The organism is Rhizobium sp. KNZ14-9A, from assembly GCF_056755015.1.
This window is the reverse complement of the sequence record NZ_JBPGXB010000004.1, coordinates 1,946,969-1,961,626: the sequence shown is the minus strand read 5'-3', so window position 1 is coordinate 1,961,626 and position 14,658 is coordinate 1,946,969. Positions and strand designations below refer to the sequence as shown.

The window sequence follows — 14,658 nt, the reverse complement described above, 5'->3', positions numbered from 1 at the left end:
ATTGCAGGTCTCACGTCTCAGGCGGCCAGTACCCCCGGCCATCCGTATTACCTTGGCATCACACGTAGCGGAACACGCCGATGGCGTAGATCACGGAGATGCCAAGAGCCCACCACAGGTTGGGTCCGATGAGACCCAGCCATGCAAGATGAATGAATGCTGCGCCGAGCAGCGAAATGAAGAGCCGGTCGCCGCGCGTCGTCTCGAAACGAAGCAAGCCAACGCGCGGCGAGCCGCCCGGCGAAAAATATTCCCAGACGCTCATGCCGATCAGCAGCGCCAGGATCGTCAGGAAGAACAGCGCCGTCGGCAGCGTCCAGGCCATCCAGGAAAAGCTCATGTCCGGTCCTCCTCAGACGCGGCCCAGGGCAAAGCCCTTGGCGATGTAATTGCGGACGAAATAGATGACGAGGGCGCCGGGAATGATAGTGAGCACTCCGGCTGCCGCAAGCACGCCCCAGTCCATGCCGGAAGCCGAGACAGTGCGCGTCATGATCGCTGAGATCGGCTTTGCGGCCGTCGTCGTCAGTGTGCGGGCAAGCAGCAACTCGACCCACGAGAACATGAAGCAGAAGAAGGCTGCGACACCCACCCCGCTCGCTATCAGCGGAATGAAGATCTTGATGAAAAAACGCGGGAAGGAATAGCCATCGATATAGGCGGTCTCGTCGATCTCCTTCGGCACGCCGGACATGAAGCCTTCGAGGATCCAGACCGCCAGCGGCACGTTGAACAGGCAGTGGGCGAGTGCGACAGCAATATGCGTGTCGATCAGGCCGAAGGCCGAATAGAGCTGGAAGAAGGGCAGTGCGAAGACCGCCGGCGGCGCCATGCGGTTGGTCAAAAGCCAGAAGAACAGGTGCTTGTCGCCGAGGAAGCGGTAGCGCGAAAAGGCATAGGCAGCCGGCAGTGCTGCGGCGACCGAGATCACCGTGTTCATCACCACATAGATGATCGAGTTGATATAGCCGTTGTACCAGGACGGATCGGTGAAGATGACCGCATAGTTGCGCAGCGTCGGGTTCGTCGGCCACAGCGAGAAGGCGCCGGTGATCTCGGCATTCTCCTTGAAGCTCATATTGACGAGCCAGTAGATCGGCAGGATCAGGAAGATGATGTAGATCGTCGGGACGAGCCAGGAAAGGTTGCCTGCAGGTTTGTATTTTTTGGTCATGTCTGCGCCCTCCGTCAGCCGTTCGCGTCGCCGCTGGTCATCACGGTGTAGAACACCCAGGAGAGCAGCAGGATGATGAGGAAGTAGATGATCGACATGGCCGCCGCAGGGCCGAGATCGAACTGGCCGACCGCCATTTTCACCAGATCGATGGAGAGGAAGGTCGTCGAGTTGCCGGGGCCGCCGCCGGTGACGACGAAGGGTTCGGTATAGATCATGAAACTGTCCATGAAGCGCAACAGCACGGCGATCAGAAGCACACGCTTCATCTTCGGCAGTTGGATGTAGCGGAAGACGGACCAGCGCGAGGCGCCGTCGATCTTGGCCGCCTGATAATAGGCATCCGGGATCGAAACGAGGCCGGCATAGCAGAGCAGCACAACGAGGCTCGTCCAATGCCAGACGTCCATGATGATGACGGTCACCCAGGCATCGACCGGATCGCGCACATAGTTGTAGTCGAGGCCGATCGCTTCCAGCGTATGGCCGAGCAGGCCGATATCGACACGGCCGAAGACCTGCCAGATCGTACCGACGACGTTCCACGGAATGAGGAGCGGCAGCGCCATCAAGACGAGGCAGACAGGAACGCCCGGCCCCGATTTCGGCATGTTGAGCGCGATGAAGATGCCGAGCGGAATCTGCAGCGCCAGAATGATGAAGGAGAAGAACAGATTGCGCTGCAATGCTTCCCAGAAACGGTCGGAATGCAGGGTCTGGACAAACCAGTCGGTGCCTGCCCAGAAGAACTCGTTATTGCCGAACGTATCCTGCACCGAATAGTTGACGACGGTCATCAGCGGGATGACGGCCGAAAACGCCACGAGCAGCAGCACCGGCAGGACCAGAAACCAGGCTTTGTTGTTCCACGTCTTCTGCATGGCTCAGGCCTCCCTGCCGACGCGCCAGCTGTCGGCGTAAATGCTGATGGCTGACGGATCGAAGCTGACGCGGGCGTCATCAGGGATTTCGCCATCCTCAGGCACGACGATTGCAATCGGCTGGCCGGCGAAACGGGCGCGCACGATTTTCTGACGGCCGATATCCTCGACCTTGCTTACCGAGACCGGCATGCCCTCACGTCCGAGCCGGATGAATTCCGGCCGGATGCCGAGCTCGGTCTTGGCCGCACCGTCGGTCTTCGGCGCGTAGTCGAGCGTCAGCGTCTCGTCGCCGACCCTGACGGTGCTGCCGTCGATCTTTGCCGGCATGACGTTCATGCCGGGCGAGCCGATGAAATAGCCGACGAAGGTGTGGCTTGGCCGCTCGAAGAGCTCGGCCGGCGTGCCGATCTGGACGATCTGGCCGTCATACATGACGACGACCTTTTCGGCGAAGGTCAGCGCTTCAGTCTGGTCATGGGTGACATAGACCATGGTGAAGCCGAACTGCTTGTGCAGCCGCTTCAGTTGCGAACGCAGCACCCACTTCATATGCGGATCGATGACGGTCAGCGGCTCGTCGAAGAGGATGGCGTTGACGTCGTTGCGCACCAGCCCGCGCCCGAGCGAGATCTTCTGCTTCTGGTCGGCGGTCAGACCCTGCGCCTTGCGCTTCGCCCAGCCGGCAAGGTCGATCATTTCGAGAATTTCGCGTACACGTTGGTCGACATCTGCTTCCGCCACGCCGCGGTTGCGCAGCGGAAAGGCAAGATTGTCGTAGACCGTCATCGTGTCGTAGATGACCGGAAACTGGAAGACCTGCGCGATGTTGCGGCTTTGGGTCGAAAGGTCCGTGACATCCTTGCCGTCGAACAGGATGCGGCCGTGCGACGGCTGGAGAAGACCGGAGATGATATTGAGCAGCGTGGTCTTGCCGCAGCCGGAAGGGCCGAGAAGCGCGTAGGCGCCGCCGTCGTTCCACTCGTGGTCGACTTCCTTCAGCGAATAATCCTTATCGCTCTTCGGATTGGCGCCGTAAGCGTGGCGGATATGGTCGAGCGTGATGCGTGCCATTGTGCTCTCCTAAACCTTTCCAACCGTAGCGATGGCCTGCCCATCGGCGCCGAATGCCATCAAGTGGCGCGTGTCGAGATAGGCTTCGATCTCCATGTCCGGATCGATGTCGTGAATGCCGTGTGCCAGCATCACCCAGCGCACGCCGTCATAGTCCAGATGAACGAAGCTCTCCGAGCCGGTGATTTCCGAAACCAGCGTGCGCGCCTTGAGGCGAGCCGCATCGCCGGTTTGCGGCGCAAGCCCGAGATGGTGCGGATGGAAGGCGATCGTCACGGGTCCATCGGACACGGTGGAAAGATGGGCCGGAACCGGAAGCGTACCCCCACCCGGGCGCACAAAGATAGGACCTGATTTAGTGACCTCGATGGCGTTCAGCGGCGGATCGGCGAAGATGCCGGCGGTGGCGAGATCGACCGGTCGCCGATAGACATCGATCGTCGGCCCGAACTGCGTGACCCGGCCGGCGTTCAGCGTCGCCGTATTGCCGCCGAGCAACAGCGCTTCTGATGGTTCGGTGGTGGCGTAAACGAAGATCGCCCCCGACTGGGCGAAGATCTTCGGCAGTTCCTCGCGCAATTCCTCGCGCAGTTTATAGTCGAGATTGGCGAGCGGCTCATCCATCAGCACGAGGCTGGCATTCTTGACGAGGGCGCGAGCGAGCGCGGTGCGCTGCTGCTGGCCGCCTGAGAGATTGAGCGGCGTGCGATCGAGATAGGGTGTCAATTTCAGGAGCTCGGCTGCCTTGCGCACGTCGCGGTCGATCGTGGCGCCATCCTTGCCGGAAATGCGCATCGGCGAGGCGATGTTCTCATAGACGGTAAGCCCCGGATAGTTGATGAACTGCTGGTAGACCATGGCGACATTGCGCTTCTGCACCGGCATGCCGGTGACATCGGCGCCGTCGAAATGCACGGAGCCTTCGGTCGGCCGATCAAGCCCCGCCATCAGCCGCATCAGCGACGTCTTGCCCGACAAGGTCGGCCCCAGCAGGACGTTCAGCGTGCCCCGCTCGAGAACCAGATCGGTCGGATAGATATGATAGTCCGCGCCCACCATCTTGGCGGCGTTTCGCAGCTCCAGCATTCCGATTCCCGTGCCTCCTCGCAACGGGGACCACACGCCACCTTATCCGGCCATCTGTGCCGGTATGGCAGCCATGTACTCCTCCAGTGATCTCACCTGCTCCTTCGAAAGACGCAGGCCATCCTTTGTTCTTCGCCAGAGCACGTCTTCCGCGTGCCTGGCCCATTCATGTTCGATCAGGTAGCGAACCTCTGCCTCGTAGAGATCGGACCCGAACAGCCTGCCGAGATCGTCTGTCTTCTGGGCATTGCCGAGAAGCGTGGCGGCTTTGGTTCCGTAGCGGCGGACAAGCCGGCGGGCATGCGGCTCGACCAGGAACGGAAAGCGGCTCTTGAGCTTGCCGACTTCGCCCTCATAGCCCTGCACCGGAAAGTCGCCGCCCGGCAGATGGCTGCCCGCCGTCCACGGCCTGCCCTTGACGCCGATCGCCTCGCCGATCTTTTCGAGCGCATGTTCCGACAGCCGCCGATAGGTGGTGAGCTTGCCGCCGAAAACATTGAGAAGCGGTGCCTCGCCCTGCTTGCCCTCGACCTTCAAGACATAGTCACGCGTCGCTTCCTGTGCCTTCGAGGCGCCGTCGTCGAAAAGTGGGCGCACCGCCGAATAGGTCCAGACGATATCGTCGGGCTTGACCGGCTCCTTGAAATATTCCGACGCCGCATTGCAGAGATAGAGCGTCTCCTCCTCGGAAATCTTCACATCCTTCGGATCGGCGGTGTAGTCGCGATCGGTGGTGCCGATCAGGGTGAAGTCGGTCTCATAAGGGATAGCGAAGATGATGCGGTTGTCGGGGTTCTGGAAGAAATAGGCGCGTGGCCCCTCGAACTTCTTCCTGACGATGATGTGGCTGCCCTGGACGAGGCGCACATGGCGGGCCTCGTTCTGGCCGAAGGCGGAACGGATGACATGGTCGACCCAGGGACCGGCGGCATTGATGAGCATGCGGGCCTGATGGCGCTCACTCTTGCCGGTGACGGTATTGATCGTCTCGATCGTCCAGACGCCATTCTCCTGTCTTGCGGACACCACCCTGGTGCGCGGCATGATCAGTGCGCCCTTGTCGGCGGCATCCCGGGCATTCAGCACCACCATGCGGGCATCGTCGACCCAGCCGTCGGAATATTCGAAGGCTTTGGAAAACAGCGCCTTCAGCGGCTTTGCCGCCGGATCGGTGCGCATGTTCAAGACCGCCGTCGGCGGCAGGAGCTTGCGGCCGCCCAAGTGGTCGTAGAGGAACAGGCCAAGGCGGATCATCCAGGCCGGGCGGATGCCGCCCTTGTGATAGGGCAGCACGAAGCGCAGCGGCCAGATGATGTGCGGGGCCATGGCCCATAAGATCTCGCGCTCCATCAAGGATTCCCGCACCAGGCGGAACTCGTAATGTTCGAGATAGCGCAATCCGCCATGGATGAGCTTGGTGGCACCCGACGAGGTGCCGGAGGCGAAATCATTCATCTCGGCAAGGGCTACCGTATAACCACGGCCAACCGCATCGCGCGCAATGCCGCAGCCGTTGATCCCGCCGCCAATGACGAAAATATCGTTGATACGGCTCATGCTCCCCCTCTTTGAGCCAGGACAGCGCAACGGTTCCCCCACCATTGCGAAAGTGAGGATGATTAAACCGAAAATTTTTCGAATGTCAAACGAATGTTATTCACGGCTAAAATCAGCGATTAGCTTTCGCTGTTTCGACCAGCACAACACCGCTCTGCTGACAGATATTGCGGATAGAAGGCGAATCGCATTGGTCGGTGATGAAGGTATGGACCTGCGAAATCTGGCCGATTCGGACGGGGGCAGTGCGCTCGAACTTGGTCGAATCCGCTACCAGAATGACGTGTCTGGCATTGGCGATGATGGCCTGGGCCACCTTCACCTCACGGAAATCGTAATCGAGCAAAGCACCATCCGGATCGATCGCCGAAGCGCCGATCACGGCATAATCGACCTTGAACTGCCTGATGAAATCGACGGCTGCTTCCCCGACAATGCCACCGTCGGATTGGCGTACCACACCGCCGGCGATAACCACCTCGATATTGTCGATCAGCCGTAATCTATTGGCGACATTGATATTATTGGTGATCACCATCAATTCGTGATGATCGGAGAGCGCCTCTCCGACAGCTTCCGTCGTGGTGCCTATATTGATGAAGAGCGAGCTGTTATTGGGAATGAGATCAGCGGCAGCAACACCGATCGCCTGTTTTTCCGTTGCGGCAATCTGGCGCCGCGCATCATAGCGGACATTCTCCGTCCCACGCGGGAAGGTTGCGCCGCCATGAATGCGTGTCAGAAGCTGCGCATCGCAAAGATCGTTCAGATCCTTGCGGATCGTCTGCGGTGTCACGGCAAACTGCGCCGCCAGATCATCAACCAGTACCCGGCCCGACGACCTCGCAAGCGCGATGATCTTCTCCTGACGATCCGACAGAAACATGCGCCCTCCCTTCGTTTCGCTTTCATCTTTAGCCAAACTTCGCCTCGAGGCAAAGCAATCGCTGCTGGTGCGATCTTCCGGATCAATCTCACCGTGCGGTCTTTTCGAACATGAACGAGTGCTGAAATCCCTTTGGATATTGCAAAGCTCGCCCCGCCTCTGCCTTGTTGCGCGCTTAACGTATTATGCGATTCGCTATCCGCGACGGGGCGGAGCATGCACGAGGGACAAAAGGAGAGTTCGATGACAGACGCCAAGAGCGGCATTACGGGACTACGGCCGCAGATCACGGTGATTGGCGTCGGCGGCGGTGGCGGAAACGCGATCAACAACATGATCGCCGAAAAACTGGCGGGCGTTGATTTCATCGCTGCAAATACGGACGCCCAGGTGCTTGCAACCTCTAAGGCGACGCGCCGCATCCAGCTCGGCGCCCATGTCACGGAAGGCCTCGGCGCCGGCTCCTTGCCGGAAGTCGGTCGCGCTGCTGCCGAGGAATCGCTCGACGAGATCATGGATCACCTGAGCGGCTCGCATATGTGTTTCGTCACCGCCGGCATGGGCGGCGGCACGGGCACGGGTGCAGCCCCCGTCATTGCACATGCGGCACGTTCGGCCGGCATACTGACGGTCGGTGTCGTCACCAAGCCCTTCACCTTCGAGGGCAATCGCCGCATGAAGATGGCGGAAGCCGGCATCGAAGCGCTGCGTCAGGCGGCCGATACCGTCATCGTCATTCCCAACCAGAACCTGTTCCGCATTGCGGACGCGAAGACCACCTTCGCCGATGCCTTTATGACGGCGGACCGTGTGCTTTATGCTGGTGTTGGCTGCATCACCGATCTCATCGTCAAGGAAGGCCTGATCAATCTCGACTTCGCCGATGTGAAGTCCGTCATGCGCGGCATGGGCCGGGCGATGATGGGCACGGGCGAGGCTGAGGGCGAGGCACGCGCGATGAAGGCAGCAGAAGCTGCCATCGCCAACCCGCTGCTCGACGATATCTCGATGAGAGGTGCCAAGGGCGTGCTGATCTCGATTTCCGGCGGTTCCGACATGACCCTCTTCGAGGTCGACGAGGCCGCAAGCCGCATTCGCGATGAAGTGCAGGACGACGCCGAAATCGTCGTCGGCGCAATCTTCGACCGCAGCCTCGACGGCAGGTTCCGCGTCTCGGTCGTCGCGACCGGACTTGAAGGCGCTGGAGCGACCGCTGCCGTGCCGGACTTCGCCGCCGGGCAGCTCCAGGGCCGCACGTTGCAATAAGGCGACAGGATCGCCTTATTGCATTGCCTGTGAAAGCATCATCATCCGAAAGCTGGGCGGCGAAAAACCGCCCGGTTTTTTTATCGCAGCTCTTAACTGATGCTGCCAATCACCTCGTCGGCGGCCCGCAACCCGCTTTCCCAGGCGCCATGCGCTGTCGAGAAGTCCGATTGATGCGTCGCCTCACCGGCGAAGAACAGTCGGTCGCCGACCGGACGCGCCAGGATGGTGCGCGCACCGGCATGGCCGGGCAGCGCATGGCTGTAGGAGCCGCGAACCCAATCCGTGTGGCACCAGGACGAGGCTGCGAGCGGACGCAGGTGGCGGCGGATGTTGTTCCCCAAGAGCGATGACAGCTGGTCGAGGGCGAAGGCGAAGGCGTCGAGCAAGCCGGCCTGTTCGATGACGACGGCGCCCTTACCGCCGAAGAAACCTTCGACAACCGGACGTCCGAGCGGCCGGATATAATAGCTGCCGGTCTCGTCGTTCCTGGCATCGCCGAGCAGATGCGTTTCCGGCTCGAGGCCATGATTGCCGTGAAGCCCCATGAAAAGCTTGTCAGCAAGGCCGAGCGGCAGTTGCGCTGCGGCGTGCAGGTGATCATCGGCCTCAGGGTCAAAGGCGATCATGCCGCGGGCGAGAACATTGGTCGAGACCGTGACGATTGCCGCACCTGCCGTGACCGCGCCGCGATCGGTTTCAACCCGGACACCCTCACCGGTTAGCGCGACACGGCGGACCGGCGTCGAGAGGCGCAGGGTCACGTCTGGAATGGCAGCAGCGATCAGATTTCCATAGCCTTCGTGCACGCGCCAGTTGGCATCGGTTGCGGCGTTGTCATAGGCAAGGAAGTCGGCAACCGACAGCCGCTCCAGCGGCGCGCCGTTCAGATAGCCGCTGAGCGACTGGCAATAGGCATTCCACTCACCATCCGGCTCCAGCGCATCCGAGGCCCTGTCGCTTGCCGGGGGATTGCCCCGCAGCCGCTTTTCAAGCGCCTCCCAGGCAGCGGCAGCAGCCGCACGTTCTTCCGGCGAGAAACCGAGATCACGCCATTGGTTCTGCCAGGCCGTCGGCCCGCGCTCGATCGTAAAGCCTGCCTCGCGGCCGATCGCGACAAGGGGATTGCGCTCGGCCGAATGCAGCCAGCCACAGCCCATATCGAGCGGCATGCCGGAAAGTTCGACCGTCCAGGCCCGACCGCCGACACGGTTGCTGGCTTCGAGGATGACGACCGAGCGTCCGGCATCGGTCAGCCTTCGTCCCGCAGCAATGCCTGCTGCGCCGGCGCCGATAACAGCCACATCGTAGTCCATCGTCACCGCTTCGCCCCGCGTTTCGTCATCACCTTGATAGGCTTAAGCTTTACATGGGAGCCGCACCCGCTTCAATGCGCCCGAAAGCCTGCTACTATGCCGTCATGACCTTCTTCGAAACTCTCGTTGCCCTGCTGGCCGTCGCCATCCTGCTCCTGCAGATCACCAGGCGCATGCATCTGCCCTATCCCGGCATTCTGGCCGCTGCTGGCGTCGGCGTGGCGATGCTGCCCGGTGCGCCTGTCATCCCGATCGACCCGCCGACGGCGCTTGCCCTGTTCATCGCACCGGTGCTCGTCGATTCCGCCTATGATTTCCCGATGGGGGCTGCGCGGCGCATGCTGCTGCCGCTGATCTTCTATGCCGTCATTGCCGTTCTGGTGACGACAGGCGTGGTGGTGTCGATCAGCATGCTGACGGTCGGGTTGCCGATTGCGGTTGCCGTGACGCTCGGCGCCATCGTTGCTCCGCCCGATGCTGCGGCAGCGACCGCCGTGCTTTCCAATCTGCCGGTGGATCGGCGTGTGGATGCGCTGCTCAAGGGCGAAAGCCTGTTTAACGACGCAACGGCGCTGTTGCTGTTTGGAGCAGCATTGACGGTCCAGGCACGCGGCGGGCTCGACGGAGCGACAGCGCTCCAGATTGGCTTTGCGGCACCCGGCGGCATTCTCCTCGGCATCGCCTTCGGCTTTTTCGTTTCGCGGCTCCGACCGATTACCGAAAATACGGTCGGCGGCACGCTGTTGCAGTTCGTCTATGCCTTTTCGACCTGGCTGATTGCCGAGCATCTGCATCTTTCGGCGGTGCTTGCGACGGTTGCGAGCGCCATGACGATCGCCACGCTTTCGACGGTCGACGATTCCCCACGCATGCGGGTGCATTCCTTTGCCGTGTGGACGACCGTCGTCTTCCTGCTGAACGTGGTCGCCTTCCTGCTGATGGGGCTTCAGGCGCGTAGCATTGTCGAATCCATGTCGGCCGAGGCCCTCGAGCGGTCGCTCGGCTTTGCCGCTATCGTCGTGGTCGGCGTCATCCTGGCGCGACTGACGATGGCCTTCCTGCTGCATGCGATCGTCATTTCGCGCCACCGGCGCGGCAATCTGCTGGCGCCCTTCAGGCACGGGGAGACCTTTCTGGTCGGCTGGTCCGGCATGCGCGGCCTGGTCACGCTCGCCACCGCCTTTGCCCTGCCCGCCGACTTTCCGGAACGTGACCTCGTCGTGCTGACAGCCTTTGCCGTGGTGCTGGCAACGCTCGTCATCCAGGGAGCGACGCTCGCCCCGATGATCCATTTCCTGAAACTCGGGCGGCAGGCGCAAGTTCACGACGAACTGGAAGCCGCAAGGCGCTCGCTTGCCGAAGCTGCATTTGAGCGGCTCGAGAAGGAAGGTGGCGCCGAGGCTGAGGCCATCAGGACGATCTGCAAGGATCACTGGACGGTGCCCTCGGACCTTGGCGAGACCTCGCCGCTCGTGCGCCGCCGCAAACTGACGATCGCCGCCGTGATCGCCCAGCGCCAACGCCTCGAAGAGCTGCGCGATAAGAACAGGATCGGCCCGACGCAATATCTCGAACTGCAGGAAGATCTCGACTGGAAACAGCTCTCGGTCGGCTCCGACGAGGATCGGCGCATTACCGAGAGCTAAGGGTAGGCTGCAGATAAGGGGCGACTTTTGCTGTCGCCCCAATACTGCATGCGATCCCCGTCAATGTCCGCAGCAACTGCCGCTGGCTTCATCCCCCTGATCGGAAGCGGCCGAGCCGTGGTTGTCACGGCTATGCTCATTGCGGGCAGCGGGGAGGTTCATGGCAATGTTGCTGTCGAAGAAACCGTTCGGTTTCAGGGTAAAGCCTGCATATTCGACCGGCATGATCGGAAAATCCTCCGGTTTGCAGACATGCGTATGCCCGAAAGAATGCCAGAGCACGATATCGGCGTTTTCGATATTCCGGTTGTTCTCGACATATTTCGGCAGGCCGTCCCCACCTGCATGCACATTCGGATAGTCGCCGGACGCATATTTTTCCTTCGCGTCGAAAGCCGTCACCCAGATGTGCTTCTTGGCAAAGCCGCCACGCTGAGCAACGGTCGACCCCTCCTGGGCGAGCATCAGGGGACTTGGCATGACGACCATTTTATATCCGGGCGCATTGCCCACGGAATTCTGCTCGTTGGAGTTCTGGACCTTCCAATACCTGCCGGTCTCGCCGTTGGCGACGGCGGGACTATCGAGCTCCCGTTTCAATATTTTCGTCTTCGTATCGAAGACATTGCCATAGGGATTGTCCTCGCCCCATGGGCGTGGCTGGAACTCATGCTCGGTGACGGTATTTCCGCCGCCATCGATATCCATGTGCAGGCGGGCATTGAAGAAATGCTGGTGGGTCGGGCCGCCGAGATTGTCGTCGACCATTCCACCCCAGGCATATTTCTGGCCACTCGCCACAGCCGCGGTCTGGATAATGCCAGTCAGCTTTGCTTCGAGCTGGATGGTGCCATCCTGGTAGAGATACCAGTAGAAGCCATAGTCATAATTGCCGACCGTCGCGAAGAAGGAGATGACGAGACGGCGCGATCTCCTCACTTCAAAAATGCCGTTTCTGAACTCGTAGTGCTTCCAGAGGATCCCAAAATCCTCCTCATGCATGCAAACGGCGTTCTTCATCATCACCGGCTGGCCGAAATCATCCGCCGACGGGATATCGAAATAGTGTATCTGGCCAAGGCAATCGCAGCCGAGCTCAAGGCTGTTGGCGAGCCGCCCCAGCCCATATTCTCCGGCGTCGAAAGCGCTCTTCCAATAGTGGTTGGCGGTCGGATCGGCATAAGGCACGACCATTTCGGTCACCGAGGCACGGAAGATCACGGGACGAAGCTTGCCGCCATTTTTAATACCGAGCTCATGCAGGACGAGACCTTCGCGAGGCGTAAAACCGACACGAAACGACCAGTCCTGCCATTGTACTGTCCAGCCATCGACCGAGAAGCTCGGTCCCTGCGGCTGCACGATATTGAGCGGCTTTACATCCTGACGGACATCGGGAAAGGACTCCTGTCCGTAATTGCGCTTCCTCCTCGGCACCGGAATGACGGTCTCGTCGTCGACGAGATCGACCACCTGATTGCTGATGAGGTCGACAACGGCAACAACCCCTTCGATCGGATGGGCGTAGCCATTGTCGCGGATATCTTCGCGCCAATAGGAGACGGCGCGAACGATGCGGGCGCCCTTCTCGAATTCGCGTCCGAAAAAACCCGAGGAAAACGGGTCGATCTGGACGAGCGGAATATCTTCCTCGGTGATACCGCGCTTCTTGACCGCGGCAATCCAGCGGGGGTCCGATTTGACTGTCGCCTCGACGGTCTCGAACTCGCAAAGCATGACGGGTGGCTGTCCGTAGGGCGCTGATTCAAGCGGCAGCCTCTTGTGCTCGACGACAGTTTTTTTCGACAGGTCGACGATCGATTCATGGACTTCGCCCGAGCTGGAATCCAGCGACAGGACAAATGCCAGCCGGGGAAGCTTCCTTCCGTCGCGATGCATTGCCATGTCGGATTTGGTCGGCTCCTCTAGGCGAATGATCGGGAAGCGGATCGATTGCGGCAGTTGCTTTTCGTCCTTCAGAATTGCGACGGCTTCCGAGATCTCGGTCAGGCTCAACGGGTCGAGCGGATAGGCGAGCGTTTCTACAATGGCGTCCATTGTCAGTCCTTCATGTGCTTTGGGTGGTGGCAGTGCGCATCTGGCTGCACACTGCAGGGCTCAGCCGTCAGCGGCCGGAGCAGATGTCCATTTCGGGCATGCGATCACCATGGATGCAGAAGACAGAGCAAAATGCGTGTGCTTCTGCCGCCATCAGGATTGTGGCGATGGTCAAAGCCATCAAGGTCATCAGCGACATCCGGTCGACGAGGGTCAAAGGTTGAAGTCTCGTCATTCGAAGGCCTTCCCAAGCGAAGCATAGAGTTCGGGCTTCACGGTCCTGATGCGCACTGCAAAGGCAGCCCCAATCAGGCCGGTCAGCACCACCAGCAGCGGGAAGGATTTCACAATCACGCTTTCCGATCCCGACAGGAGCGGCAGGTTGACGATAACGAGGACGATCGAGCCGAGGATACCGAGCAGCGCCAGGACCGGTGCCACCGTCGTGGTCCATAGACTGTAGCGATGCGGCAATCCCCGGAAGAAGAGAACGATGGCAACGCAGACGAGGGCCTGGACGGCCAGGATCCCGAGGACGGCCAGAGCAGACATCCAGGAAAAGACGACCGTATAGGGATCGGCGCCAGCTGCGATGAAGCAGACAAGGGCGAGGGCGGCAATGGCGCTCTGCATGGCACCCGCGATGTGGGGCGAACCATGGACCGGATGGACCTTGCCCAGAGCCCTGACGGCGAGCCCTTCGCGTCCAAGCGCGTAGAAATACCGGTTCAGCGTGTTGTGGAAGGACAGGATGCAGGCAAAGAGGCTGGTGATCAGCAGGATATTCATGACCTGCGACGACCATCGTCCGAGGACGGCGTCGGAAGCGACGAAATAGAAGGTTTCCAAGCCGCTGCCGGCAGTCGCCTGCACCTTTGAAGGGCCATAGAACTGCACGATGGCCCAGGTCGACAGAGCGTAGAAGACGGTGATCAGCAAAACGGCGGCATAGGTTGCGCGCGGGATTGTTTTTTCCGGGTTTTCCGCCTCTTCTCCGAAGATGGCAGTAGCCTCGAAACCGATGAAGGAGCCGACCACAAAGACGAGCGCGACGCCGAGACCCGGCGAAAATACCGTGGCCGGGCTGAAGGAGGAGAGGCTGAAACCTTCCGGCCCACCGCCGGTCAGCACAATGCCGATATCGAGAAGCAGAAGGATAGCGACCTCAGCCAGCATGCAGATGCCAAGGATCGTGCCTGAAAAGGCAATGTTTCGCTGGCCGCAAAGATGGACGGCCACCAGTGCGGCAAAGGACCAAGCCCACCACGGAAGCGTCACGATCGATGCCACGGCGCCGCTCATGAAGACGCCGAACAACCCGTAGATGGCGATCTGTACCGACGAATAGGTCAGAAGCGCCATCAGCGCACCACCAACACCGGCCGGCTTGCCGATGCCCTGGGTGATGTAGGTGTAGAAGGCGCCCGTCCCGCCGACATGCCGGCTCATCGCCGTGAAGCCGACCGAGAAGATGAGATACAGGATCCCTGCCAGGACGAAGGCACCCGGGACACCGGGTCCATTGCCGAAAGCGAAAGCTGCGGGCGTCGCGCCGACAACGGCTGTGAGCGGCGCTGCTGCCGCCACGACGAAGAAGACGATATGGGCAAGGCCGACGGAATTTTTCGCGAGGCGATCGGGAGGATTTCCCAAAGTGGTGTGCGTTGTCATGAGAACCCCTGTTTTTGATTTTCATCAACACGGTAGCCACGAC

General features: G+C 60.7%; 13 protein-coding genes. 2 read left to right on the top strand and 11 right to left on the bottom strand.

The features are described 5' to 3' along the window. Positions 1 to 58 precede the first annotated feature (58 nt). The 7 genes from ACR9ZQ_RS39315 to ACR9ZQ_RS39285 all read right to left on the bottom strand — a co-directional run bounded on the left by ACR9ZQ_RS39315 (position 59) and on the right by ACR9ZQ_RS39285 (position 6,658). A complete protein-coding gene (locus tag ACR9ZQ_RS39315; RefSeq protein WP_439018778.1) occupies positions 59 to 340 on the bottom strand; it encodes a DUF2160 domain-containing protein in 282 nt (93 codons plus the stop codon). 12 nt (positions 341 to 352) lie between these two features. After that, positions 353 to 1,174 carry a carbohydrate ABC transporter permease gene (locus ACR9ZQ_RS39310; protein ID WP_481430616.1) on the bottom strand — a complete coding sequence of 274 codons (822 nt, stop codon included), beginning with the start codon at positions 1,172 to 1,174 and terminating at the stop codon, positions 353 to 355. A 14-nt stretch (positions 1,175 to 1,188) separates the two neighbouring features. Further along, positions 1,189 to 2,055, bottom strand: coding sequence for a carbohydrate ABC transporter permease (locus ACR9ZQ_RS39305; protein WP_481430615.1), 867 nt, complete (start codon positions 2,053 to 2,055; stop codon positions 1,189 to 1,191). 3 nt (positions 2,056 to 2,058) lie between these two features. After that, positions 2,059 to 3,129: an ABC transporter ATP-binding protein gene (locus tag ACR9ZQ_RS39300; protein WP_481430614.1), complete on the bottom strand. Its 1,071-nt coding sequence runs from the start codon at positions 3,127 to 3,129 to the stop codon at positions 2,059 to 2,061. Between the two features lie 9 nt (positions 3,130 to 3,138). Beyond that, on the bottom strand, positions 3,139 to 4,215 hold the full coding sequence (locus ACR9ZQ_RS39295) for an ABC transporter ATP-binding protein (protein ID WP_310380297.1): 1,077 nt from the start codon (positions 4,213 to 4,215) through the stop codon (positions 3,139 to 3,141). Positions 4,216 to 4,257: 42 nt separating this feature from the next. Then, entirely contained in the window at positions 4,258 to 5,772 is a 1,515-nt protein-coding gene (gene glpD / locus ACR9ZQ_RS39290; RefSeq protein WP_481430613.1) for a glycerol-3-phosphate dehydrogenase, read from the bottom strand. A gap of 112 nt (positions 5,773 to 5,884) precedes the next feature. Next, positions 5,885 to 6,658 (bottom strand): DeoR/GlpR family DNA-binding transcription regulator, encoded by a 774-nt coding sequence (locus tag ACR9ZQ_RS39285; protein WP_310380293.1) that lies wholly within the window; start codon positions 6,656 to 6,658, stop codon positions 5,885 to 5,887. Positions 6,659 to 6,901: 243 nt separating this feature from the next. Between ACR9ZQ_RS39285 and ftsZ the strand changes: the two genes are divergently transcribed. Next, positions 6,902 to 7,924: a cell division protein FtsZ gene (ftsZ, locus tag ACR9ZQ_RS39280; RefSeq protein ID WP_310380292.1), complete on the top strand. Its 1,023-nt coding sequence runs from the start codon at positions 6,902 to 6,904 to the stop codon at positions 7,922 to 7,924. Positions 7,925 to 8,016: 92 nt separating this feature from the next. Here ftsZ and ACR9ZQ_RS39275 read toward each other — a convergent pair whose 3' ends face one another. Continuing rightward, the gene (locus tag ACR9ZQ_RS39275; protein WP_481430612.1) at positions 8,017 to 9,240 is read right to left on the bottom strand and encodes a flavin monoamine oxidase family protein; all 1,224 of its coding nucleotides are present in this window, start codon (positions 9,238 to 9,240) and stop codon (positions 8,017 to 8,019) included. A gap of 104 nt (positions 9,241 to 9,344) precedes the next feature. On the opposite strand from ACR9ZQ_RS39275, the gene ACR9ZQ_RS39270 reads away from it, so the two are divergent. Next, complete coding sequence (locus tag ACR9ZQ_RS39270; protein ID WP_481431000.1) at positions 9,345 to 10,886, top strand: cation:proton antiporter; 1,542 nt, start codon at positions 9,345 to 9,347, stop codon at positions 10,884 to 10,886. Between the two features lie 60 nt (positions 10,887 to 10,946). Here ACR9ZQ_RS39270 and ACR9ZQ_RS39265 read toward each other — a convergent pair whose 3' ends face one another. The 3 genes from ACR9ZQ_RS39265 to ACR9ZQ_RS39255 all read right to left on the bottom strand — a co-directional run bounded on the left by ACR9ZQ_RS39265 (position 10,947) and on the right by ACR9ZQ_RS39255 (position 14,615). Then, positions 10,947 to 12,944 (bottom strand): primary-amine oxidase, encoded by a 1,998-nt coding sequence (locus ACR9ZQ_RS39265; protein ID WP_310380289.1) that lies wholly within the window; start codon positions 12,942 to 12,944, stop codon positions 10,947 to 10,949. Positions 12,945 to 13,011: 67 nt separating this feature from the next. Further along, positions 13,012 to 13,179 (bottom strand): hypothetical protein, encoded by a 168-nt coding sequence (locus ACR9ZQ_RS39260; RefSeq protein WP_310380287.1) that lies wholly within the window; start codon positions 13,177 to 13,179, stop codon positions 13,012 to 13,014. Beyond that, positions 13,176 to 14,615, bottom strand: coding sequence for an APC family permease (locus ACR9ZQ_RS39255; protein WP_481430611.1), 1,440 nt, complete (start codon positions 14,613 to 14,615; stop codon positions 13,176 to 13,178). The genes ACR9ZQ_RS39260 and ACR9ZQ_RS39255 overlap by 4 nt, the downstream gene beginning before the upstream one ends. Positions 14,616 to 14,658 lie beyond the last annotated feature (43 nt).

Excerpts from the sequence above, each read along its gene's own strand:
- ACR9ZQ_RS39315 (WP_439018778.1), bottom strand. The coding sequence starts at position 340 with ATGAGCTTTTCCTGGATGGCCTGGACGCTGCCGACGGCGCTGTTCTTC.
- ACR9ZQ_RS39310 (WP_481430616.1), bottom strand. The coding sequence starts at position 1,174 with ATGACCAAAAAATACAAACCTGCAGGCAACCTTTCCTGGCTCGTCCCG.
- ACR9ZQ_RS39305 (WP_481430615.1), bottom strand. The coding sequence starts at position 2,055 with ATGCAGAAGACGTGGAACAACAAAGCCTGGTTTCTGGTCCTGCCGGTG.
- ACR9ZQ_RS39300 (WP_481430614.1), bottom strand. The coding sequence starts at position 3,129 with ATGGCACGCATCACGCTCGACCATATCCGCCACGCTTACGGCGCCAAT.
- ACR9ZQ_RS39295 (WP_310380297.1), bottom strand. The coding sequence starts at position 4,215 with ATGCTGGAGCTGCGAAACGCCGCCAAGATGGTGGGCGCGGACTATCAT.
- glpD (WP_481430613.1), bottom strand. The coding sequence starts at position 5,772 with ATGAGCCGTATCAACGATATTTTCGTCATTGGCGGCGGGATCAACGGC.
- ACR9ZQ_RS39285 (WP_310380293.1), bottom strand. The coding sequence starts at position 6,658 with ATGTTTCTGTCGGATCGTCAGGAGAAGATCATCGCGCTTGCGAGGTCG.
- ftsZ (WP_310380292.1), top strand. The coding sequence starts at position 6,902 with ATGACAGACGCCAAGAGCGGCATTACGGGACTACGGCCGCAGATCACG.
- ACR9ZQ_RS39275 (WP_481430612.1), bottom strand. The coding sequence starts at position 9,240 with ATGGACTACGATGTGGCTGTTATCGGCGCCGGCGCAGCAGGCATTGCT.
- ACR9ZQ_RS39270 (WP_481431000.1), top strand. The coding sequence starts at position 9,345 with ATGACCTTCTTCGAAACTCTCGTTGCCCTGCTGGCCGTCGCCATCCTG.
- ACR9ZQ_RS39265 (WP_310380289.1), bottom strand. The coding sequence starts at position 12,944 with ATGGACGCCATTGTAGAAACGCTCGCCTATCCGCTCGACCCGTTGAGC.
- ACR9ZQ_RS39260 (WP_310380287.1), bottom strand. The coding sequence starts at position 13,179 with ATGACGAGACTTCAACCTTTGACCCTCGTCGACCGGATGTCGCTGATG.
- ACR9ZQ_RS39255 (WP_481430611.1), bottom strand. The coding sequence starts at position 14,615 with ATGACAACGCACACCACTTTGGGAAATCCTCCCGATCGCCTCGCGAAA.